19 protein-coding genes are annotated in these 20,871 nt (G+C 34.7%); 2 read left to right on the top strand and 17 right to left on the bottom strand.

Going from position 1 to position 20,871, the window contains the following annotated elements:
* Positions 1-94: 94 nt before the first annotated feature.
* The 7 genes from J2Z35_RS10550 to J2Z35_RS10580 form a co-directional block, all read right to left on the bottom strand.
* A complete protein-coding gene (locus J2Z35_RS10550) occupies positions 95-3,196 on the bottom strand; it encodes an efflux RND transporter permease subunit (RefSeq protein ID WP_209661374.1) in 3,102 nt (1,033 codons plus the stop codon).
* A complete protein-coding gene (locus tag J2Z35_RS10555) occupies positions 3,197-4,360 on the bottom strand; it encodes an efflux RND transporter periplasmic adaptor subunit (RefSeq protein ID WP_209661375.1) in 1,164 nt (387 codons plus the stop codon). It abuts the gene before it with no gap.
* Positions 4,361-4,373: 13 nt separating this feature from the next.
* Complete coding sequence (locus J2Z35_RS10560) at positions 4,374-4,979, bottom strand: TetR/AcrR family transcriptional regulator (RefSeq protein WP_209661376.1); 606 nt, start codon at positions 4,977-4,979, stop codon at positions 4,374-4,376.
* A gap of 221 nt (positions 4,980-5,200) precedes the next feature.
* Entirely contained in the window at positions 5,201-6,031 is an 831-nt protein-coding gene (locus J2Z35_RS10565) for a copper amine oxidase N-terminal domain-containing protein (RefSeq protein WP_209661377.1), read from the bottom strand.
* A 127-nt stretch (positions 6,032-6,158) separates the two neighbouring features.
* Positions 6,159-7,361, bottom strand: a complete 1,203-nt coding sequence (locus J2Z35_RS10570) for an ABC transporter permease (RefSeq protein ID WP_245330862.1) — start codon at positions 7,359-7,361, stop codon at positions 6,159-6,161.
* Positions 7,348-8,055 (bottom strand): ABC transporter ATP-binding protein, encoded by a 708-nt coding sequence (locus J2Z35_RS10575; RefSeq protein WP_209661378.1) that lies wholly within the window; start codon positions 8,053-8,055, stop codon positions 7,348-7,350. The genes J2Z35_RS10570 and J2Z35_RS10575 overlap by 14 nt, the downstream gene beginning before the upstream one ends.
* Positions 8,055-9,362, bottom strand: a complete 1,308-nt coding sequence (locus tag J2Z35_RS10580; protein ID WP_209661379.1) for an efflux RND transporter periplasmic adaptor subunit — start codon at positions 9,360-9,362, stop codon at positions 8,055-8,057. The genes J2Z35_RS10575 and J2Z35_RS10580 overlap by 1 nt, the downstream gene beginning before the upstream one ends.
* A gap of 395 nt (positions 9,363-9,757) precedes the next feature.
* Between J2Z35_RS10580 and J2Z35_RS10585 the strand changes: the two genes are divergently transcribed.
* On the top strand, positions 9,758-10,981 hold the full coding sequence (locus J2Z35_RS10585) for a C40 family peptidase (protein WP_209661380.1): 1,224 nt from the start codon (positions 9,758-9,760) through the stop codon (positions 10,979-10,981).
* Between the two features lie 58 nt (positions 10,982-11,039).
* Here the strand turns inward: J2Z35_RS10585 and J2Z35_RS10590 are convergent, their stop codons facing one another.
* From J2Z35_RS10590 to J2Z35_RS10635, 10 genes are all read right to left on the bottom strand, one after another.
* The gene (locus J2Z35_RS10590; protein ID WP_209661381.1) at positions 11,040-11,456 is read right to left on the bottom strand and encodes a GtrA family protein; all 417 of its coding nucleotides are present in this window, start codon (positions 11,454-11,456) and stop codon (positions 11,040-11,042) included.
* Positions 11,437-11,841, bottom strand: coding sequence for a sugar 3,4-ketoisomerase (locus J2Z35_RS10595; RefSeq protein WP_209661382.1), 405 nt, complete (start codon positions 11,839-11,841; stop codon positions 11,437-11,439). The genes J2Z35_RS10590 and J2Z35_RS10595 overlap by 20 nt, the downstream gene beginning before the upstream one ends.
* Positions 11,842-11,914: 73 nt before the next feature.
* Entirely contained in the window at positions 11,915-13,009 is a 1,095-nt protein-coding gene (locus J2Z35_RS10600) for a DegT/DnrJ/EryC1/StrS family aminotransferase (RefSeq protein ID WP_209661383.1), read from the bottom strand.
* A complete protein-coding gene (locus tag J2Z35_RS10605) occupies positions 13,006-14,217 on the bottom strand; it encodes a glycosyltransferase family 39 protein (protein WP_209661384.1) in 1,212 nt (403 codons plus the stop codon). Before J2Z35_RS10605 ends, J2Z35_RS10600 begins: the two co-directional genes overlap by 4 nt.
* Positions 14,218-14,510: 293 nt before the next feature.
* A complete protein-coding gene (locus tag J2Z35_RS10610) occupies positions 14,511-15,542 on the bottom strand; it encodes a peptidoglycan bridge formation glycyltransferase FemA/FemB family protein (RefSeq protein ID WP_209661385.1) in 1,032 nt (343 codons plus the stop codon).
* Complete coding sequence (locus J2Z35_RS10615; protein WP_209661386.1) at positions 15,539-16,522, bottom strand: glycosyltransferase family 2 protein; 984 nt, start codon at positions 16,520-16,522, stop codon at positions 15,539-15,541. The genes J2Z35_RS10610 and J2Z35_RS10615 overlap by 4 nt, the downstream gene beginning before the upstream one ends.
* Positions 16,515-17,075, bottom strand: coding sequence for an acyltransferase (locus tag J2Z35_RS10620; RefSeq protein ID WP_209661387.1), 561 nt, complete (start codon positions 17,073-17,075; stop codon positions 16,515-16,517). The genes J2Z35_RS10615 and J2Z35_RS10620 overlap by 8 nt, the downstream gene beginning before the upstream one ends.
* 35 nt (positions 17,076-17,110) lie before the next feature.
* Entirely contained in the window at positions 17,111-18,082 is a 972-nt protein-coding gene (locus J2Z35_RS10625; protein ID WP_209661388.1) for a hypothetical protein, read from the bottom strand.
* Entirely contained in the window at positions 18,075-18,692 is a 618-nt protein-coding gene (locus J2Z35_RS10630; RefSeq protein WP_209661389.1) for a retron system putative HNH endonuclease, read from the bottom strand. The genes J2Z35_RS10625 and J2Z35_RS10630 overlap by 8 nt, the downstream gene beginning before the upstream one ends.
* Entirely contained in the window at positions 18,679-19,773 is a 1,095-nt protein-coding gene (locus J2Z35_RS10635) for an AAA family ATPase (RefSeq protein WP_209661390.1), read from the bottom strand. Before J2Z35_RS10635 ends, J2Z35_RS10630 begins: the two co-directional genes overlap by 14 nt.
* Positions 19,774-19,951: 178 nt before the next feature.
* Between J2Z35_RS10635 and J2Z35_RS10640 the strand changes: the two genes are divergently transcribed.
* Positions 19,952-20,782, top strand: coding sequence for a DUF3298 and DUF4163 domain-containing protein (locus tag J2Z35_RS10640; RefSeq protein WP_209661391.1), 831 nt, complete (start codon positions 19,952-19,954; stop codon positions 20,780-20,782).
* Positions 20,783-20,871 lie beyond the last annotated feature (89 nt).

Genomic DNA, 20,871 nt, shown 5'->3' on the forward strand with positions numbered 1-20,871 from the left:
AACATTTACATTTCTGAATGTCTTTAATAATCTAGGATTTTTAATTTTTAGGGTTCATCGTTCAAAAAACGCCTTTTCCCGACAGCCCCTTTTTTTATACTTTTACATCTCTTTTTAAAACTTTTTTAATCTTTATAGAAAGGTCATCAAACAAGCTATATACAACTGGAATAAATGACAGGGTAAATACTGTAGAGAGGGTAAGTCCTCCTATTACAACTATAGCAAGTGGAGCTATAGTATTTCCACCTTCAGCTCCTCCTATAGCGATTGGAACTAGCCCAAGCACTGTAGTTAATGTGGTCATCATTATTGGTCTAAATCTGTCTTTTACTGCCTTGATTATAGCCTCAGTCCTGCTACTTAAAGCTCCTCTTGTCTGATTTATATAATCTATAAGAACTATCGCATTGTTTACAACTATCCCAGCAAGCATTATGATTCCTATAAATGCAGGAACTGATAGCGCTTTTCCAGTTATAAACAGTCCTATAAACCCTCCAGAAAGAGCAAAAGGAACGGATAGTATTACAGTAAATGGATGAAGCAAAGATTCAAACTGAGAAGCCAGAATCATATATACTATAATTATGGATAATACAAGAGCAAGTATCAGCCCTGAAAATGCCTCTGCCATCTGTTCTTGTTCTCCTGAAAAACTGTAGGTATATCCATCTGGCATAGGATATCTTTCAAGCTCTTTTTCTATATCAGATACAACAGAGCCTAGATCTCTTCCGTATATTCCAGAAGTTACGCTTATTGTCCTTACCTGACTTGATCTTCTTATTTGAGTAGGAGAGTTTCCAAACTCCACATCAGCTATTTGTCCAAGTGTCACTATTCTCCCTGTGGAAGTAAGAATTTCTATTTGCTTCATATTTTCAACAGAACTCTTTACAGATTCGTCTAGTGAAACTATTACATCTATTTCGCTATCCATCATCTTAAGGGAAGTGGCTCTTACCCCTTCTATGGAAGCTCTTAATGAGTTTGCAACCTCAGCTGCACTCACTCCATAAATAGAAGCCCTACTTCTGTCAATTACTACCCTAGCTTCGGGATCTCCATCTTCAACACCTATTGATACTTCAGATGTTCCAGGTACATTTCTCATTATATCCCTAAACTGAGTTGCTATTTCTTCAAGGGTTTCAAGGTTATCTCCCTTTATATCTATGCTTATAGGAGTCCCTCCGCCAAAGCCTCCTGACATAGCTGAGGTTTCACTTACTGTTATTTCAGCTCCTGCTATAGACTGGGTTTCTCTTCTTACCCATTGGACGATTTCTGTAGTTTCTCTTTCCCTTTCAGATATAGGTTTTAAGTTGACATTTACATTTGAAGTATTAGAAGCCGTAAGGTTAAATCCACTGCTTCCTCCTACTCTTGTAAATACTCTAGATTTTTCAGGTATTTGATTGACTATGTCTTCAACTTTTCTTACCATTTCATCGGTTTCATTTATGCTAGCACCAAATGGCATTTCTACCTGAACTGAAAAGCTTCCTTCATCTTCCATAGGGAAAAACTCACTTCCCACCATAGTAACGAGAAATAATGAAGAAATCAAAACTACAAGAGCTATAATTACAGATATTAATCTATGTCTTAAAGCTGATTTTAATAAAGAAGAATAGAAATCATTTACTCCATCAATTGCCTTGGAAAACCCATCTAAAATAATTCCAAGTCCTATTCCTTTTCTTTTTCTAGTCTTTTGCTCTCCCACTCTAAGTATTTTTGAAGAGAGCATAGGAACTACTGTTAGTGCTATTACCAGAGATGCTAGAAGTGAAAATGTAACTGTATAGGAAAGCTGTTTGAATATAATTGCAGTAAATCCTTCCACAAATACTATAGGCAAAAATACTGCAACTGTAGTCATAGTGGATGCAAAAACTGCCATTCCCACCTGTTTCGCTCCCTCAACGGAAGCCTTTTTAATATCTTTCCCCTCTTCTGCAAGTCTGTATATGTTTTCAAGTACCACTATGGAGTTGTCCACAAGAAGCCCTACTCCAAGGGCAAGTCCCCCAAGTGAAATAAGGTTGATACTAAGGTCTCCAAAATACATAAGAGCAAAGGTACTTATAATAGATACTGGTATTGCTATGGCAACAATAAATGTAGATCTGATATTTCTAAGGAACAGAAATAATATTATAACTGCAAGGAGACCTCCATAAAGAGCACTCTTTGTAACATTACTTATAGAGCTATTTATAAACTCACTTTGGTCCACTGCAATTTCCATTGTGATATCTGGAAATTCACTTCTCAGCTTTCCAATCTCTTCTATGACTCTTTGAGCAACTATTACCGTGTTTGCTACAGATTGCTTTGTGATACTTAGTCCAATGCTCGTCTCCCCATTAAATCTTGAAAGAGAACTTACATCCTTAAACTGAAGGTCTACCTCAGCTATATCGACCATCCTTATTGCTTCTCCGGTCCTTAGAGTGATTGGAAGATTCTTTATTTCTTCTATTGAAGAAAATTCTCCCATAGTTCTTATAAGGAGCTCTTGATTCCCTCTTTGAACCCTTCCTCCAGGAAGATTTAGGTTTTCGCTTCTTAATATATTTTGAACCTGAGCCACACTTATGCCGTATTGAGACATTCTCACAGGGTCAAGCTTTACCCTCACTTCCCTCTCCTGACCTCCAAAGGAATCCACAGAAGCTACTCCTTCAAGTCTTTCAAGTCTACTTATGATATTGTCCTCTATAATAGACTGAAGTCTGTCTACAGGCATATCAGCCGCCATGCTCAGCTCGATTATAGGCATAGCATTTGGGTCTATCTTAAGTACCAGAGGCGATGATGCTCCATCAGGAAGTGCCCCTTTCACTAGGTCTACTTTTTCCCTCATATCCAGGGCTGCAAAATCCATATCTGTGCCGTATTCAAACTGCACCACTATTATAGAAGTCCCCTCGCTTGAAAAGGATTCTACCATATTAAGATTGGAAACAGTTGATACTGCCTGTTCTATAGGTCTTGTTACAAGGGTTTCCATTTCCTGTGGTGCAACACCCGGATAATCAACTGTTACTATGGCAACCGGAACCTCTATCTGAGGATAAAGGTCAACTGGAAGTCTAGAAAGGGATACAAAACCCAAAAGAATCGCTATAAACATGAACATAAGGGTGGTAACAGGTCTTTTTACAGACATTCCAGAAACAAACATCTAATTACCTCCCTGACTCACTATAATTATTTTAGTTCCATCATCTAAGAAGTTTTGACCCTTTGAAATTATTGTCTCCCCTACTTCTATACCACTTAATATCTCTATATGCTCACCATCATCAAGTCCTGTCTCTACAACCTGCATTTTTGCTCTATCTCCTTCAGTAGTAAAGACAACACTTTGTCCATCTTTTATAGTGACAGCAGATGAAGGGATAGTTACGGTATTTGAGCTTACTTGAGTAGCTATACTTATCTCTCCAAACATCCCAGCCATAACCTCTGATGGTGCATTATTAACTTTTATTTCAAGGGGATATGTAAGACTTCCTTGATTAGGAGGAAGTATCACCTGAACAGTACCAGTTAAAATAACGTCAGAGGCTGATCTAACTCTTATTTGAATCTGATCTCCAACTTTAAAATAGTTGATAAGATTTTCAGGTATATTACTATCCATTATAAGTGAATCCAAATTTGATATTGTAAGTGAAGGTCCACCACTGGCAACATTTCCCTGAGTAATATTTAATCTAGTAACCACTCCTGAAATTGGAGCTCTTACAGTATAATCAGCAAGACCAGTTTGTGCGTCTAAAAGAGCTGCCCTTGCATTTTCAAGAGAAACCTGAGCCTGAAAAACCTGGGAGTTTGCAATTTCAATATTTACATCAGATGCCCCAAGCTCTGCCTGCTCAAGCTGATTGAGTGGAACTGCCCCAGCCTCATAAAGTTGCTTTGTTCTTTCAAGGTTTACTAGGGCATTTTCATGTTGCTCCTGTGTTCTTCTAAAAGAAGCTTGGGCTGATTCTACAGCTGCCTCTGCGCTTTTTATAGCAGACTCTGCATTTCTAACTGCAGATGCCACGTTTTGAGAATCTATTGTAAAAAGCACTTGATTCTTACTTACTCTTTGTCCTTCTCTCACATTTAGAGATGTTACCTTACCCATCACCTTTGGAACTACATCTACAGTATCAGATGCCCTAAAAGCACCTGTAATTGTAGTATTTAAAGAAATATCTCTAAGTTCAGATACAGTTGTTTCCACAGAAACACTCTTCTCCTCTTGCTCCTCTAAAACTACTTCATTTGAGCAACCCATAAGTGCAAGACTCATAAATACAAGGACCATAACTCCTGCGATAATTCGTTTTTTCATTTATCCATCCTCCTTATTTTTTGCCTACTCCATTGATAAATATATCAATTGTCGTTTTTATATCCCTTTGCATCTTTTCACGTGAATTTTCATTGCTATGAGCATGCTCCATAAATAGAATAAAAATCATTCCAGAAAAGCTTCTAATAGCACTATGAGAATCTATATCCTCTCTAAAATCCCCTGATTTTATATAATCCTCATAAGTACTTGAAAGTATGCTCTCTACTTTTTCGCATATGTATTTGTCAAAGAGCTCTTTTATTTCCATATGAAAGGAAAGCTCATGTATGACAATTTTAAAAAGATTTCTATACTTAACCCATAAATCATATCTATTCATAGATACTTCATACAAAAAATCTTGCCCATTTTTCTTAGCCCTTGTAAGTTCAATAAGAGGCTTTATAGCTATATCTTCTGAAAACATCTCAATTCCGTATTTTACAAGTCTCACCAGAAGCTCTTTCTTTGTACTGAAGTATCTAAATACAGTGCCTTCTGATACTCCTGCCTTTTTTGCTATCTCACTTGTAGAAGCTGCAGAATAACCCTTTTCAGAAAAAATCTCCCCAGCAGCAAGCATAATCTTTTGTTCGGTCTGCTCAGACTTTTTCATACCTCCTTGTTTCTCCTTTCAAAATATAAAAGTGAGTAAGTACTCACTTTTTTTAGGTTTCTCTATTTTATAATACATATTATCTATTTACAATATAAATTTCTATAAAATATCTAATTTTTAATCTATTTCTAATCTAGTTTTAACAAACTACTTTATAATTTAAGTACAAAAAAACCTGATGCTCTATAGCACCAGGTCTAGTTTTGCATATATTAACTTTAATTACTTTGATATATCTTTGCAAATTCCTCATATGGAACTGGAGTCATAGCTGTAGTACCTCTTCCATCTGAAGAAGTCTCTCTTAGAAATACAATGTTTCTATTGTTGTATCTTAACTCCTCAATCATAAAATTACTTTTAATAAACTCTGTATCTATTGATACTGCGTTTCCAGATACAGTATAGCTTCCTTTTCCTTCTTTTTTAGAAGTAAGGTTTTTTATATCTATGGTCATGTTATTGTTAAACTGAATTGCAAATCTTTCACCCTTCATGTTTTCAGCCACATAAATCCCTGCTATTATATTTGATTTCTGAGATGTATCTTTGGGTGGCACTGGTGAAGGCACTGTAACTATTGGGTCAAATATATCTGGAATTCCACCATTTACGGTCTTTACAGATGCTATGTAATTCACCCCATCCCAGTTTACCTCAGCACCAAGATATCTAGATACAAAAGCTAGGGGAACCATTGTTCTGCTATTTATTATTTGAACTGGAGTATCCATATTAACGCTTTCTCCATTAACTCTTGCTCCTGTTTTTCCAATAAAAAGTTCTACAGACAAATCTCCTTTTTTTCCTGTAACCTTCTGCTCAGGTTCATTCCAGTTTACCTCTTCTGCTCCAAGAGCAGTGAAAAGTACATTAAAAGGAACCATTGTTCTGCTATTTCTTATAACTGCAGGCTGATCCGTCACTAAAGGGGTTCCATCTACAAAAACCTGGACAGTAGAGGGAACTGCAAGAGATACTGTAGCTGTAAAAACACTAACTGCTGCTAAAAATCCTATAGTTATAAGACCTTGTAAAAACCTATTCATAAAAGACCTCCTAATAATCTAATCATTTATATTTAATTCATTTTGTAAACAATATTTTTTTCCCTATTCACTTTATAAATGATTATATCACAAAGTGCAGCCTTTTCTATTACAGTTTCTTAACACTCTATTCATATCTAAGGGCTTCTATCGGGTCAAGCTTTGCTGCCCTATTTGCAGGATAAAGCCCAAAAAACATTCCCACAACTGCAGAAAATACCACAGCTATTACTACTATTGCTGGAGATATTACTGGGGGAATCTTCAAAAAAAGTGATATTGATGATGAAATCGCAACCCCTATTGTAGTACCAATAATTCCTCCAGTTGCAGAAACTATCATAGCCTCAATCAAAAACTGAAAAAGAATATCTTTTCTTCTAGCACCAAGTGATTTTCTAATACCTATCTCTCTGGTTCTTTCTGTCACTGAAACCAGCATGATATTCATTATACCAATTCCCCCTACAAGAAGAGAAATTGCAGCTATAGCCCCTATCGCCATAGAAAGAGTTCCGAGTATTGAATCTATACTTCCCTGCTGACCTGCTGTTGTCTCCATCATATAAAAGCCAGGTTCTCTTCCTTTTGATCTAGCTAAAATATTAGCAATTTGATTTCCCACTTCTATTGATGATTTTTCTTCATTTATTTTCATATCTATCATACCCATATAATTTATCTGGGAAGGGAACATAGTATACGGCATATACATAGTCGTAGAATCTGATGTCATCATACTGTCAAATATAGAAGGTTCCGCTTCGTATACTCCTGAAATCATCACATCAGTAGGTACTGAATCAAGGCTCACCCTTATAGTCTGTCCTACAACATCTATACTTCCAAATATATTTTCCGCCATCCTCTTATCAACAACAGCCACAGGTCTTCTTGACTTGACATCGGAATTTGTAAGGAATCTTCCTCTTATGATATTCATATTAACCATTTTCTCGTAACCGTCTGCAACCCCGCTTATATTTACTCTACCTGTCTTTCTACCCCTTGAGATATCAGAGGAAGAGCTTGCAGAAGGAGCAAGGTATTCTATATCATCTCCAAATCTAGTTTTAATATATTCTATATCTTCCAAAGTAAAAAAATCAGAGTCCCTCATTTCTTCCGAATAAGGCATATATATTACAACTCTGTTTTTTCCAAATGCTTCAAACTCTTTTGCAATTACAGCTCTTGAAGTCTCTCCAAGGGATGCGATTGCAATAACTGATGATATTCCTATTATAATTCCTAGCATAGTAAGGAATGACCTCATTTTATTCGATTTTATACTGGAAAGAGCCAGCCTTATATTTTCAAATACCAACATTAAAGCTTTCTCTCCCTTCATCTTTGATGATTTCACCATCTTTAAATGTAATTATCCTATCTGTATATTCTGCTATATCCCTTTCATGTGTTACTATTATTACAGTTTTCCCCTCACTGTTTAGCTGCCTGAAAAGCTCCATTATTTCTTTGCTAGAGCTCGAATCAAGATTTCCAGTAGGCTCATCTGCAAGAATTATTGATGGATTATTTGCAAGAGCTCGTGCTATAGCAACCCTTTGTTTTTGGCCTCCTGAAAGTTCATTTGGAAGATGGTATATCCGGTCCCCAAGTCCAACTATTTCCAGCATAGACTTGGCTCTTTCTCTTCTTTCGCTCGAAGAAATCTTTCCATAAATCAAAGGAAGTTCTACATTCTTTAGTGAAGTAGTTCTTGGAATAAGATTGAATGCCTGAAATACAAATCCAATCTTTTGATTTCTAATATATGACAAATCATTTTCAGTCTTTTCCTTTATATCTATTCCTTCTAAAAAATATTCCCCTGCTGTAGGTCTATCTAAGCAGCCTATTATATTCATAAACGTTGATTTCCCAGAGCCTGAAGAACCCATTATTGCTATAAATTCTCCCTCTGTAATATTAAGACTAACTCCCCTAAGAGCCTTTACCTCAATATCTCCCATTTTATATGTCTTCTGGAGGTTTTCCACCTTTATAACTAAGTTTTCCATTACCTCATCTCCTGATTTGAAGCAGTCGCTACCTTCATTCCATCAATTTTCTCCATAGTAGGGTTTAGAATGATTTCATCTCCTTCTATAAGGTCATTTGAAATTATTTCCGTATTCATATCTCCCTCTATTCCTATAGCAACTTTAATCTTATTAATTATGCCATCTCGCACAGCTAAAACATAACTTTCACCAGCTTCTTCAAGAATCGTCTCAAAAGGAACTACAAAGGTATTTTCTTTTCTATCAATAAGTACTTTTCCTCTTGCACTTACACCTGCAATAAGTCTTGGATCATTTCCTTCTATATCAATTTCAACAGGAATAACCATTTCTCTTCCTCCCTGGTCCCTTGCTTCTCCAGTTGGAGATATTCTTGATACATATCCCTTTATAGAGTCAGAGCCAAGTATATCCGCACTTATTTCAACCTCCTGCCCTTCGCTAACTCTTGCAATATCAAATTCACTTATACTAACTATAAGCTTGAGATCCGAAAGGTTCTCTATGATAAACATAGGTCTATTTCCATCAGTATTTTGAGCATTTCTTCCAAGTCTTGCATTTACCCTTGTTACAGTTCCTTCTATAGGGCTTTTGATGTTTAATCTCTCAAGGTCTTCTTCTTTTTGTTTTATAACATCCCTTTTTATTTCAAGAGATTTCTCTGTTGATGCTTTTGGCCTTGACTCTTCAATTGCCTTTTCAATGTCGTGTTTTGTTTTTCGTAAGGTTTCCTGAGCTAACTCTACGGAAATATTTGCTCTTTCTAAAACGATCTCACTTTGTATAAGTTCTTCAAGAGGTATAGCTCCACTTTCATGGAGATTTTTCTTTATATTGACCTGTCTTTGAGCCTCTTCCTGCTCTAAAATACTCTGCTCTAGTTGTACCTCTTGAGCTTTTATTGAAGTGTCTATATTCCCCGTAAGTGATTCTCTGCTTTGAAGGACAGCCAGTTCATAATCCTTCTTTGCCATTTCTATCTCTCTTTTTAAATCCTTTCCATCAAGGACCGCTAGCACTTGTCCTTTACTAACATAATCCCCTTCTTTCACATTTATAGATATTATCTCATAGGAAAGAGAAGAAGATATCTCTGCACTATCCGTTCCTTTTATGGTACCTGTCACAGATAGACTTTTTTCTATATCGCCTTTTTCAAGGTTAACTGTTGATACATAAACATCCTCATCCTTACCTCTTCCAAATATACCAATTGCTAAAGCACTTATTAATGCTACTGCTAAAACACCTATTATTATTTTTTTTCTGGATAATTTTAAAAAGCTTTTTTTGTCTTTCACGATTAACTTTGCTCCCTTCACTTTTCTCACAATATATTAAGTTATGTGTGTACTATTTGTAGCAGTACACGTATATTATAACTCAGTAAATGAGATTTGTTACTTAAAGGAAGAAAGTGTAAATAATTCGTAACTATTTTAGGGTAAAAGAAAAAAATTTTTATTTTATTAATATCTTTATACCATTGAAAATACTGGTTTTTAGATAGACAGATTTTATCCTGTTACTTTTCTGTAACTAAAGCCTATTTTTAATATAAAATTTATGATATAATCTTTCAGTACCCTTACCAAGATGTACTTGGGAACATGAAACTTTCTATAAGAAAATAGAAAGAACTGGTTTTCATTAGAAAGCCTTTCAATACTAACCAGACAGTTTGGAGGAAATTTTTATGATTAAAATGTCAAAAGGGCTAAAAAGAAGGCTACTTCAAAATAGACTCTATGTTTATTCTTTAATTGCCCTTGTTGCTCTTGCAGGCTTTTTAGCCTATGTTCAGCCAGGAGTGGCCTATGAAGTAGCAGTAAATGGAAGCACCGTGGGGATAGTAAAAAGACCATCCCAAATGGAGAAACTTTTAAAAGAACTTGATAGCGAGCTTAGAGACACAAAAGGACAAGAAATTACATACGACATAAATATTGAATATATAAAAGGAAAATTAAACGGAAACGACCTTACAGATGCAGAAGACCTTAAAATAAAAACAGTTTCTTCACTGGATATCAAATCTCCAGGCTATCTAATAAAATCAGATGGCAAAGTTCTTATGGCAGTAAAAGATGAAGCTATTGCAGAAAATGTTCTTGAGGCAATAAAAGCACCTTTTTCAACATCTAAGCAAAATGCCAAGGTAGAATTTTTACAACAGGTAGATGTTCTAAAAGCTGAAAAAATTAGTGTCGATAAAATATTCAATAATCATCAAGCTTTAGCAGTAGTAAAGTCACCAATAAGTATAGCTAGTGTTTCAAGATCTAATATAAACAGAGATTCTTCAAATGAATCTACTGGGGATCATATCAAGCCTTTAATTGATGTGAAAGTTACATATGAAGAAAGTGTAAACATACCTATATATAGAGCAGAAAAAAGAGTTGCTGATTCTTCTATGACAGAGGGTACTACAAAAGTAACTTCCGAGGGAGAAAACGGTGTAAAAGAAGTACTTAGAGAAGTAATAGAAGTAAATGGAGAAGAAATTGAAAAAGTTACACTAAGCGAACAAGTAATAAAAAATCCTGAACCAAAAATAATAGCTTATGGAACAAAGCCAAAAACTCCAAGCGTTGTATCTATTGCTAGAAACTACATAGGAGTCCCATATAGATGGGGCGGAACTACTCCAAGTGGATTCGACTGTTCTGGATTTACTCAGTATGTATTTAGAAAAGCAGGAGTAAGACTTCCAAGGACATCTGCAGAGCAAGGAAGAGTTGGAACTAAGGTTTCAAGAAGCGAACTTAGATCCGGAGACCTTGTATACTTCCCTGGACACATAGGGATATATATAGGAAATGGACAATTCATACATTCTCCTAGCCCTGGAAAGAGCGTTAGAATAGATTCATTAAGCACAAGAAAAAATTTCCTTTACGGAAGAAGAGTTATTTAGTCAAAATTTAAAGACCTAATCATTTGATAAAGATTCACTCAAATGATTAGGTCTTATTTTATTTAGATGACCCGAAGGTCCATTTCTTTTGCATTATATAATTATATATCATGACAAGTCCAGTAACAAGTATCTGCCCAGTAATAGGACCTACTCCCAAAACATCTACCATAATATATAAAAGGCTAAGGTTTATCAAAAGAGCAGACAAATAAACACTTGAAAACATAAATAGGTTTTTTTTCGTCTTCTTCTCCTTAAATACAAATGCGGTATTTAAAATATAGCTGTTTAATATCCCAGCAATATATGAAATAATGCTTGCAAGTATATAATATATAGATAGCTTTACCAAAACCACGTATACGAGAAATGATATAGCTGTATTTGAGACTCCTACTATAGCAAACTTTAGAAACCTTTTATTTTCATCATTTAATATAAAGCTCTTTAAATCAGCTTTTTCTAACTTCATTGAGAAACTCCTCATAATCTCTAATGTATTCCCCAGAGTCAAATCCCTCGCTTGACAATACAAGGAGTATAGAATCACTAGAAAAATCCTTCATCTCTTTCCAGACCATGCTTTCTAGAAAAATCCCTTCATGTGGCTTATCTAGGACTACTACATCCTTATTATATCCATCATCTACAACTATGCTTACACTACCTTGAAGGTTTATAAGGACGAATTTTGAGTTTCTATTTGCATGCTGCCCTCTTATTACCTCATCCTTGGTATCATAGATATAAAATATTCTCTTTATATCAAAGGGTACATCCTTAAGACCTTCCGCAACTACAAGCTTTCCCCTAGAATCTCCAAGCTCATTGAATTTTAAAAGACTGTATTTTTTCATTTATACTCTCCAGTTTTACAAAATTAGATTTAAATTATAAAAGACTTGTTTTTAATAATTCATATCTATCATTTTACTTATAATTGTTGATTACTTCAATCACATAGTCTATTTCTTCTTTTTTCATCCCATTGTATATTGGAATACTTACAACTTCATTTGAATAAGCCTCAGCTAAAGGAAAATCCCCTTCCTTATAACCAAGATAGCTATATGCTTCACTAAGATGAGGAGGTATAGGATAATGTATCATTTTACCGATATCATTCTCCTCCATATATTTCATAAACTTTTCTCTGTTTTTTAATCTAATTACAAAAAGGTGGTATATATGAGTTGAATTTTTCATTGACTCAGGAAGTAATATCTCCTCATTTTTAATCTCAGTCAAATAGCGTTTTGCTATTTCTTCTCTTTCTTTATTTAGCTCGTCAATATACCTTAACTTGACCCTAAGAAGTCCAGCTTGAATCTCATCAAGGCGAGAGTTGTATCCAACAGTCTTATTATGATATCTTTTTTCACTTCCGTAGTTTCTAAGTACTCTTATTTCCTTTTCTATATCAGGATTCTCTGTAACTATAGCTCCCCCATCTCCAAAACATCCTAGATTTTTGCTTGGATAAAAGCTAAAACACCCTATATCCCCTATAGTTCCGCTCATCTTTTCCCCGTGCTTTGAGCCATGGGACTGTGCACAGTCCTCTACAAGATAAAGTCCATGTCTATTGCAAATATCCTTTAGAGAACTCATATCTGCACTTTGCCCATATAAATGCACAGCTAGTACAGCCTTAGTCTTTTTAGTAACTGCATCCTCTACAGCTTTTGGATCTATATTATAGTACTTGTCAGGCTCTACAAAAATAGGTGTTGCCCCATTCATTGTGATGCCCATCACGCACGCTATATATGAATTTGCGGCAACAATAACCTCATCACCACTGCCAATACCTAGCGCTCTAAATGCTATCATAAGAGCATCGAGTCCACTTGCAAGGCCTATGCAGTATTTCGCTCCAAGATATGCGGCAAACTCCTTTTCAAAGCTCTTTACTTCAGAGCCAAGAATATACCATCCGCTTCTAAGAACTTCTAAAGCCTTAGACTCATACTCCTGCTGATGAAGAAAGAACTGCCTGTCTAAAACATTAAAAGGTACCTTCATATTTTACCTTCCTTTCTAAAACTAGTCCCTATACCAGATATTCCAAGAGCCGTAATCATAGGCATAGCTATATATCCATATCTTGGCTGCATCTCAATTAAAGTATGTAGACATACAAATCCTATAAACAGTATCACTCCGAATATAAACTCCTTATCCAGTTCATTTTGATGCCAAAGCCTGTATATTTTGTATAGAATACTTAACACAATTGCACTGTAAAAAGATTGTATAAAATAAAAATGGTAGTTAAACCATACTAGCATATCATTGGTTGACTTTGGGTTACTTCGCAGTTCTAGAGTGGACCAGTAAAGCCCTCCAAAATCCCCTGCTCCCCACTGAGTTCTATACTTGCTTGAAATAAGATTCATTACCTTGTCTTTATCCTCAAGCCTCTCACTTAGCCTTCTTTTTGCCTCAATTTCTGCCTTTTCATAATCATAGCCCACATCTCTTAGAAGGTCGTAGTCGTACTGATTCCACATACCATTGCTATCGTGATTGAATCCTGCATTTATATAGAGTATGAGATTTCCTTCAGTCTCCCACGTTGCCTTTTGAAATACTCCTGTCCATATAAAAGCATAGTTTAATAAAAAAGTGGTAAGATACATACTTATTAATAAAAGAGGAAGGCACATCAGCTTCATGCTATGATTACCTCTGTTTTTTTTCTTGAATCTTAGCCCTTTATAATCCGTAAACAAAATCATATGCATCAGTATTGCAATCAAAAATATAGGCCCTACAGAGCGCATTAGGTTTCCAAGGGAAAGAAGTACTCCGCAAACAATCAGGTATAATGGGTTTAGTTTGTCCTTAAATACCCTTAGATAAATATATACACACCCATAAAATAGAGGTATAGCAAGATTTTGCGAATCAAGAATATTATTGAAAAATATAAATGGAGCATTTATAGCCATTACCAAAAATGCTAGCCCTTTTTTTCTGTTTGATATCTCATTTGCAATAAGATATACAAGTAAAGCAGATACCATAGAAAGGATAAGATTTACTATTTTCATAGCATAGATACTTCCTGAAGACACTCTATAAACCAGAGAATAAAACAGTGTAGTAAAGGCTAGGTGAGGATAGGTATATAGATATCCATTTTCCTTGAATCTCGAATAGTCTCCTTTTGCTATTTCTCCGGCACTTTCCCACATTCTTCCAAAGTCAGAAACCTGAATAGTATCCACAGAGTTAATCCAGTAAAGCCTCAGAATAAGCCCTGAAAACAATATAGCTCCAGCTATAATATAATAATATGTATTTTTTTTTTCAATATAATGGAACAGAAAATCACATAATATAAAGATTCCAATAAAAACCCCTGTCAAAAAAAGACTCTTAAGGACTGGGGCTCTAAATCCTGGAGAAGCAATATAATTTATGTAAATAAAGATAGACAAAAATAGAAAAAAACCTAATGCTAGCAGAGTTTTTCCAAAAAGTCTCTGAAATTTTTCCAACATAAAACCTCCAAATGAGTTTATATTTTTATAATAACTGGCTTTAAATTACTTTTGCATCCTATATTTACTTTAAACCCATAAAGCCCATGGGATATTTTATCATTTGCAGTTGATGGCCCTATATCAACATACGATATCCCTCTTTCCTTGTAATATTTTATGATCTCAAAAGATAGTAGCTCCATAGGTCTCATACAGGAAAACTCTTCAAGACTTCCCCAGTAGATGACTTGAACAGCATTTTCATTTATTTTAAATACTATACCTGCCGCTATATCTATATCAGATTCCTCACACCTTAATACAAATGAATCTACATTTGAGCTTGTCATGGAAGAAATGCTTTTTATCTGCTCAAAACTCATACTAAGAGGATAATTCTTTTCACTTCTATTTTTTTCTATTACCCTATAGGCCTTTTCAAGGGAAGCCTCTTTATTTATCTCCATCTTTAGATTTTGATTTTTAGCTTTTTTTAAATTTTTTCTATAGCTATGACTTTTCTCTCTTACAAAACCCTCCATATCCTCTAGATATCTAAGGTCAAAATAATTATTTATATGCATATAGTCAACCTTAAAGGAACTATCCATAAAAGATGCTAAATCCAGGGCAAAGTCTTTATAATAAATATCAGGGGGCAACATAATCCTTAAGCCCACTTTCATATTATTAGCCATCTTCATAAGGGAGCTATATACTTTTTCCCTATCACTAGTCTTTGCCTTTTTCGAAAAATAAACCTTTGAAAAAGGAGAGGAGTAGGGTATAAAGAGCATTTTTTTATTGTCTATGTTTTTTTCCCCTGCATAACAAAATCCTAGGTAAGCTTCATCTTCCATAAAGATGAGCTTATATACCTTTAGGGCATTTTTTTCATGGTAAGCATGGAATTCCTCTGAGTCAAAAAAAAGGACGTCCTCAAATCTTGAGCTGTAATCAATTTCAGGAAAATCAGAAATATATTGTACTTCAAACTCAAGAGTATTCTTTAGTTTATCTCTTCCAATAAATGCTTCTTCTTTAATATCATAGATTAACTCTATCATACTTTTGCACCTTCTTTAAAATCCATTTTCTCTATATATTCTAAAGTTTCTATATCGATTCCATGATGCTCATCAACTATATATGTAGGTCTATTTCTAGTTTCATCAAAGTTTCTCCACAGATATTCCCCTATTACTCCAAGGGTTAGCATCTGGATTCCAGAAAGAATCAGAACAGTAATCATCATTGTAGTCCACCCTTGTACAGGGACATTGTAGATAAATTTGTTTGCAACAAGAAACACCGCACTTAAAAATCCAAATATAGATATGACTATACCGAGTGTAGATATAAATCTGATTGGCACATAGGAAAAGGCCATAAAAGAATCTACAAAGAGCTTTATCTTTTTTGATAAGGTCCATTTTGATTCTCCTATTTCTCTTTTTTTCCTAACATAATATATCTTAGCAGGCTCAAACCCAGTCCAAAGAACCTGTCCAACAATAGACGAATTTTTTTCACTCATTCTTGTAAGAACATCCCTGACCTTTTTGTCTATAAGGAAACAGTCAAAGCCTCCATCTGGCATATTTGAAATAGCATATTTTTGCATAAGCTTATAATATGTATTCGAAAAAATCTTTTGAGAAAATCCATCTTCCCTATCTTTCCTCACCGCTATAACTACCTTGTTTCCCTCTTTCCATTTTTCATACATCTCTATTATTATTTCAAGTGGCTCCTGAAGATCAGCCGCTACCATAGTCATGCAGTCCCCACTTGCATGGGCAAAACCTGAAAGGATTGCAGTATGAGAGCCAAAGTTTCTAGATAATTTTACTATTTTAAACCTGCTGTCTTTTTCCCTTAGCTTAAGCAGCTCTTTATAGGAATTGTCCTTAGAACCATCATCAACACATATTATCTCAGATTCAAAATCAGTTCTTGAAAGGATTTTTTCATTAAGAGCATCATAAAGATGAGGTATATTAAGTTCATTATAATAAACTGGAATAATTATTGATATTTTATTCATCACTTTCTCCTACATCTAAAGACCTTATTTTTTTTGCTGGAACTCCTGCATATACACTATATGGCTCAACGTCTTTATTTACTACTGCCCCTGCTCCAACTACGCTACACCTTCCCACTGTCACTCCTGGGAGAATAGTTACGTTCGCTCCTAGCCATACCTCATCCTCTATATATATGATTTCATTTTTAGTTAGATTTTTTCTTACATAATCTATAGAGTTTATTTCAATGCCGTTATTGGCTGATGACTCTCCAACCAAAGTGAGATTCGGGCCAATTGAAACTCTATCTCCAATATATACCATATATCTATGATTAGACCCTATTACAGCTTTCATTCCAAGATTTGCAAAGGTTCCTTCACCCATTTTCACACCAAGTCTGTCAAAATAAAGCTTTCGAATCCTAGCATCTGTATAGTAATGGGCTATTAACTTTTTAAGTCTTGATGGCATATTATCCACAGAGGCTTCCAAGACCTTATATAAAATTTCATCTAAAAGCTTAAAAAATTTGTTGTCATATTTTTTTATATTAAAATCGTCTCCCATAAAAACCTCCAGTAATAAGACGCTTTATTTGTATTTTACTTTCTTAAAAAATCATCAATAACTCCTAGAACTATATCCATATCATCCCTTGAATACCTCTGGTCTATTGGTAGAGGCACTAGATAGGAGCTTAGGTATGCTTCAAATGAATCTGATTTCACTCTTTTAAGTACATCATTCCACCAAGTCGGCACATATATCCTGTTTGATACAAGGTGCTCTCTAAGTCCTTTTTTTTCAATAAGAAAAGGATATATCATTGGCGCTTCAAATCTATGGGACAAATCAATGCCATTTATATCCTTTAACCTTTGATGAAGATAATAAAAATTTCTCTCCCTTTTTATCTTCACCTTTTCGTAATCTATACCTTGAAGGATTCTCCTTGTGAGCTTTGACATACCCATCGCCTTAAAGTCATCAAATCTATTTTCATTATCCATGTTTTCCTTGTAGGCACTATTTGCCCCCTCTTCTATTCTTTTGAAAAGATGGGAAGCATGCTTATATGATATATCCTGAGGCAAATCCTCAATATCTATATTCCCTTTGATTAGGTAACCTCCATCACTTACGCCAAAAAATTTTCTTGGGGAATATATGTTATATGCTTTTTCTAAAGGAGGGCTATAAAAGCTTTGAGTATTGTCTAAAAGAAAATGTTCATGATTTTTGGAAATCTCATTAATATCCTCTTTTTTCCCTGTTCCAAAATAGTTTATATAAAGAAATGCCTCTTCACTAGAGGTAGAGTGAATCTCCTTTGGTCTAAACTGCTCATCCATATAATAAAGCTCCACATCTATGCCTAGAGCTTTTGGAGCCTGAAACATACTGGTGCAAAGATAATGAGGCAAATATACTTTTTTTACATTTGCTTTTTTTAGAGCATAGTATATGCAGGCTCTTCCAGTATTTAATCTCATTACCGATGAGCCTTCATAGTACTCTTTTCCAGCAGGAAGCTCTAGCTCCATATATCCACCTATTTCTTTTTGATTAGTCATCTTTCCCTCCATCTATCAGAAATTCAAATAGCGTTGGAAACTGCTTAACAAAATGCTTTATTTCAGATTTTTTCATAAAGCGAAGGAGGCTTACAACTTCAACAGTAAACCTCTTTCTCGCCTCTGTAACTCTTATATTGTTGAGTCCCAAAAGTGCTAGAGTTTTGTACTCAGGTGTATTTGAATTTTTTATACCTGATTTTGGTATTATCTCTCCAGTTAAAGAATCATAGGTAAAATGTTTGCCTGGATCATAAAAAACCGGATCAATAAACTGTTCAAAGTACCTATTTCCTTTTTTTATGCCGCATGATTCCTTTGAATTACAAGATACAATTAAGTTGGTATATTCAAGGTCAGATTTAGGAAATTGTGATTGGGGCTTTATATGCTCTATATGGGAACCATTTGCTTTATCAGAGTTTACAACTATCTCCCTTTCACAATATGCACAAAAACACCTTTTGGCTTTGCACTGCTCTCTATATGCAATATAATGCCTCAGGTCTTTTCTCATTTCTCCCCTCATATTCTTATAGCTTGCATTGGCCTTATTTTCCTTGTATTCAATTAGAAATTCCGGCTGTTCAGACTTTTTAACATTCAGCATTAAATCCACCTTTTCTTCTGGCTATCTCTATATTGATTAAAAGTATGTCTTGATCTATAGTCCCTATATTTCCTGTAACCTCTTCATAAAGCTCTTTGAATTCATCAGTATCGTAAAGATCATTTCTGACCATATCCTTTAAAGTGTCAATCATCTTTTGAACATTTGGGTGCCTTACTGTATTAAGTCCCATTATCTCAAGAAGTATTATATCTGCTGGAAGCCCATAGATTTCATCTAGGTTTTCCCCATCTATCACTGAAACTGTCTTCCCATTTTTAGAAAGTATTTTAAGAGACTCTCTTTTCACTGAAGAAATCACATGAGGTGAGTGGGTAGCTATAATGATTTGATTTCCCTCTCCTATATGCTGATAAACTTCAACTATTCTTTGCTGCCAAGATGGATGAAGAGAAATCTCAGGTTCATCCACTAAAATCAAAGCACCTACAGGATTTAAGGCTTTTAGAGAAAGTATTCTTATAAATAGCTGTTTTTCTCCTGATGAAAGTCCATTTATATCAAACTCAGCCCCTGAAGAATTTCTAAAAAGAGGCATTTTAGTAGCAGTATCCTTCATTCCAACAAGCATCACATCAAGGTCTAGTATATCAAATATAGAATTTATTTCGTTGCACACTTTGTCTATACTCTGCCCTACTGTAAGCTCATGATTTGAAAATATCTGTTTATCAAATTCATCTTTTATATATGTTGTAATATCATAGGTATTTTTGTCATCCATGCAGTATGTAAAGGATGCTTCATGACGTGGTTCACCAGCTTTAATACTTTTATATCTCACTTCTGAAGGAAGGTATATAACCCTTGGCTTTTTAGTTTTTTCCTCCTCAGTGATTTCCATATCCAAATAGACTTTATGCTCTTCTTCTTGAACAAACTTAGAAATCTCCATTTTTCTTACCGCTTCGTATATATTATTAAGAAGAGTAGTCTTACCAGAGCCATTGATTCCAGCTAACACAACCGTATCTAAAAACTCTCCTTCCTCTGTTTCAAACCTTATCTGAGCACTATCAAACAGGGCATGATTGTTAAATTTTACTCCCTTGATTTTCATAATTTCCCATCCTTTCAATGCTCTTCACTTTATTATGTAATAATGATACCATAATTTTGTTATTTTTCTTTAATGATTCTGTAACTAAATCCAAATTTTAAAAGGTTAAAATTAGATTAGAAAACCAATTATATTCCCTTGTAGAAGGGCAATGCCCGAAAATAAAGGAGAGCCTTACGTGAAAACTATAAAAAAATTTATGTTTATATCCATAGCACTATCCCTAACAGTAATATATTCAGGATGTAGTCAAGGTCCTGAGATGTATATGGATAAATCAGATGAGATTATGATGAATAAAGAAATGAATATGGATGAATCTACAGGTGCATCCGAACCTAGAATGGCTATGATGAATCTAGCTCCAAGTGTAGATATCATATCAGAGTCTGAAACTAGTGATTATTTTTCCTATGACATAGAGTATCCAGTAGTCTCCGGACTAATGGACCAATTAGTAGAGGAAAGACTAAATCAAAGATTTAAGGAACAGGTTCTTAATCACGTGGATAGCTTAAAAAAGACATCCCAATCAAGGCCAGTAGATCATTACTCTAGACCCTATAAGGCATATACGTCATTTGAGATTAAGACAGTATCTCCAGAATTTATAAGCCTTTTTGGAATATTTGGAGACTATACAGGAGGAGCACACGGAAATTACTACGCTACCTCTTACAACATAAACATGCTAACTGGCGAAAGTGTACCACTTGATTTTTTCTTTAAGGATGATTTTGACTATAAGCAGGTAATCAACGGGGAAATCTCAAACCAAATTAAAAATTCACCTGATGACACTATGTATTTTAAGGAAAAAGGTCTTAGATTTGAATCTATTGGAGAAATGCAGCAATATTTTGTAGAAGATGGAAATCTTGTAATTACATTTGGAGTATATGAAATAGCCCCATATGCAACAGGTATTCCAGAATTTATAATCCCCATGGAAAAAATAGAAAAGGGATTAAAAAAAGAGATAAGATGGATATTAAATAACAACTCCTAGAATCTCAAAACTTAATTCAATTCTTAATTGCGAGAATAAGCCTTTCATAGAAGAATTTTGGTAATATTTCCCACAAAAATGCACCTTCT

It is taken from the genome of Acetoanaerobium pronyense (assembly GCF_017874355.1).
Taxonomy (GTDB): Bacteria; Bacillota; Clostridia; order Peptostreptococcales; family Filifactoraceae; genus Acetoanaerobium; species Acetoanaerobium pronyense.

What these genes read in the sequence shown, in the direction of transcription:
- J2Z35_RS10550 (WP_209661374.1), bottom strand. Translation starts at nt 3,196, where the DNA reads ATGTTTGTTTCTGGAATGTCTGTAAAAAGACCTGTTACCACCCTTATG.
- J2Z35_RS10565 (WP_209661377.1), bottom strand. Translation starts at nt 6,031, where the DNA reads ATGAATAGGTTTTTACAAGGTCTTATAACTATAGGATTTTTAGCAGCA.
- J2Z35_RS10615 (WP_209661386.1), bottom strand. Translation starts at nt 16,522, where the DNA reads ATGAATAAAATATCAATAATTATTCCAGTTTATTATAATGAACTTAAT.
- J2Z35_RS10630 (WP_209661389.1), bottom strand. Translation starts at nt 18,692, where the DNA reads ATGCTGAATGTTAAAAAGTCTGAACAGCCGGAATTTCTAATTGAATAC.
- J2Z35_RS10560 (WP_209661376.1), bottom strand. Translation starts at nt 4,979, where the DNA reads ATGAAAAAGTCTGAGCAGACCGAACAAAAGATTATGCTTGCTGCTGGG.
- J2Z35_RS10610 (WP_209661385.1), bottom strand. Translation starts at nt 15,542, where the DNA reads ATGATAGAGTTAATCTATGATATTAAAGAAGAAGCATTTATTGGAAGA.
- J2Z35_RS10575 (WP_209661378.1), bottom strand. Translation starts at nt 8,055, where the DNA reads ATGGAAAACTTAGTTATAAAGGTGGAAAACCTCCAGAAGACATATAAA.
- J2Z35_RS10635 (WP_209661390.1), bottom strand. Translation starts at nt 19,773, where the DNA reads ATGAAAATCAAGGGAGTAAAATTTAACAATCATGCCCTGTTTGATAGT.
- J2Z35_RS10570 (WP_245330862.1), bottom strand. Translation starts at nt 7,361, where the DNA reads ATGTTGGTATTTGAAAATATAAGGCTGGCTCTTTCCAGTATAAAATCG.
- J2Z35_RS10625 (WP_209661388.1), bottom strand. Translation starts at nt 18,082, where the DNA reads ATGACTAATCAAAAAGAAATAGGTGGATATATGGAGCTAGAGCTTCCT.
- J2Z35_RS10590 (WP_209661381.1), bottom strand. Translation starts at nt 11,456, where the DNA reads ATGAAGTTAGAAAAAGCTGATTTAAAGAGCTTTATATTAAATGATGAA.
- J2Z35_RS10585 (WP_209661380.1), top strand. Translation starts at nt 9,758, where the DNA reads ATGATTAAAATGTCAAAAGGGCTAAAAAGAAGGCTACTTCAAAATAGA.
- J2Z35_RS10600 (WP_209661383.1), bottom strand. Translation starts at nt 13,009, where the DNA reads ATGAAGGTACCTTTTAATGTTTTAGACAGGCAGTTCTTTCTTCATCAG.
- J2Z35_RS10595 (WP_209661382.1), bottom strand. Translation starts at nt 11,841, where the DNA reads ATGAAAAAATACAGTCTTTTAAAATTCAATGAGCTTGGAGATTCTAGG.
- J2Z35_RS10620 (WP_209661387.1), bottom strand. Translation starts at nt 17,075, where the DNA reads ATGGGAGACGATTTTAATATAAAAAAATATGACAACAAATTTTTTAAG.
- J2Z35_RS10555 (WP_209661375.1), bottom strand. Translation starts at nt 4,360, where the DNA reads ATGAAAAAACGAATTATCGCAGGAGTTATGGTCCTTGTATTTATGAGT.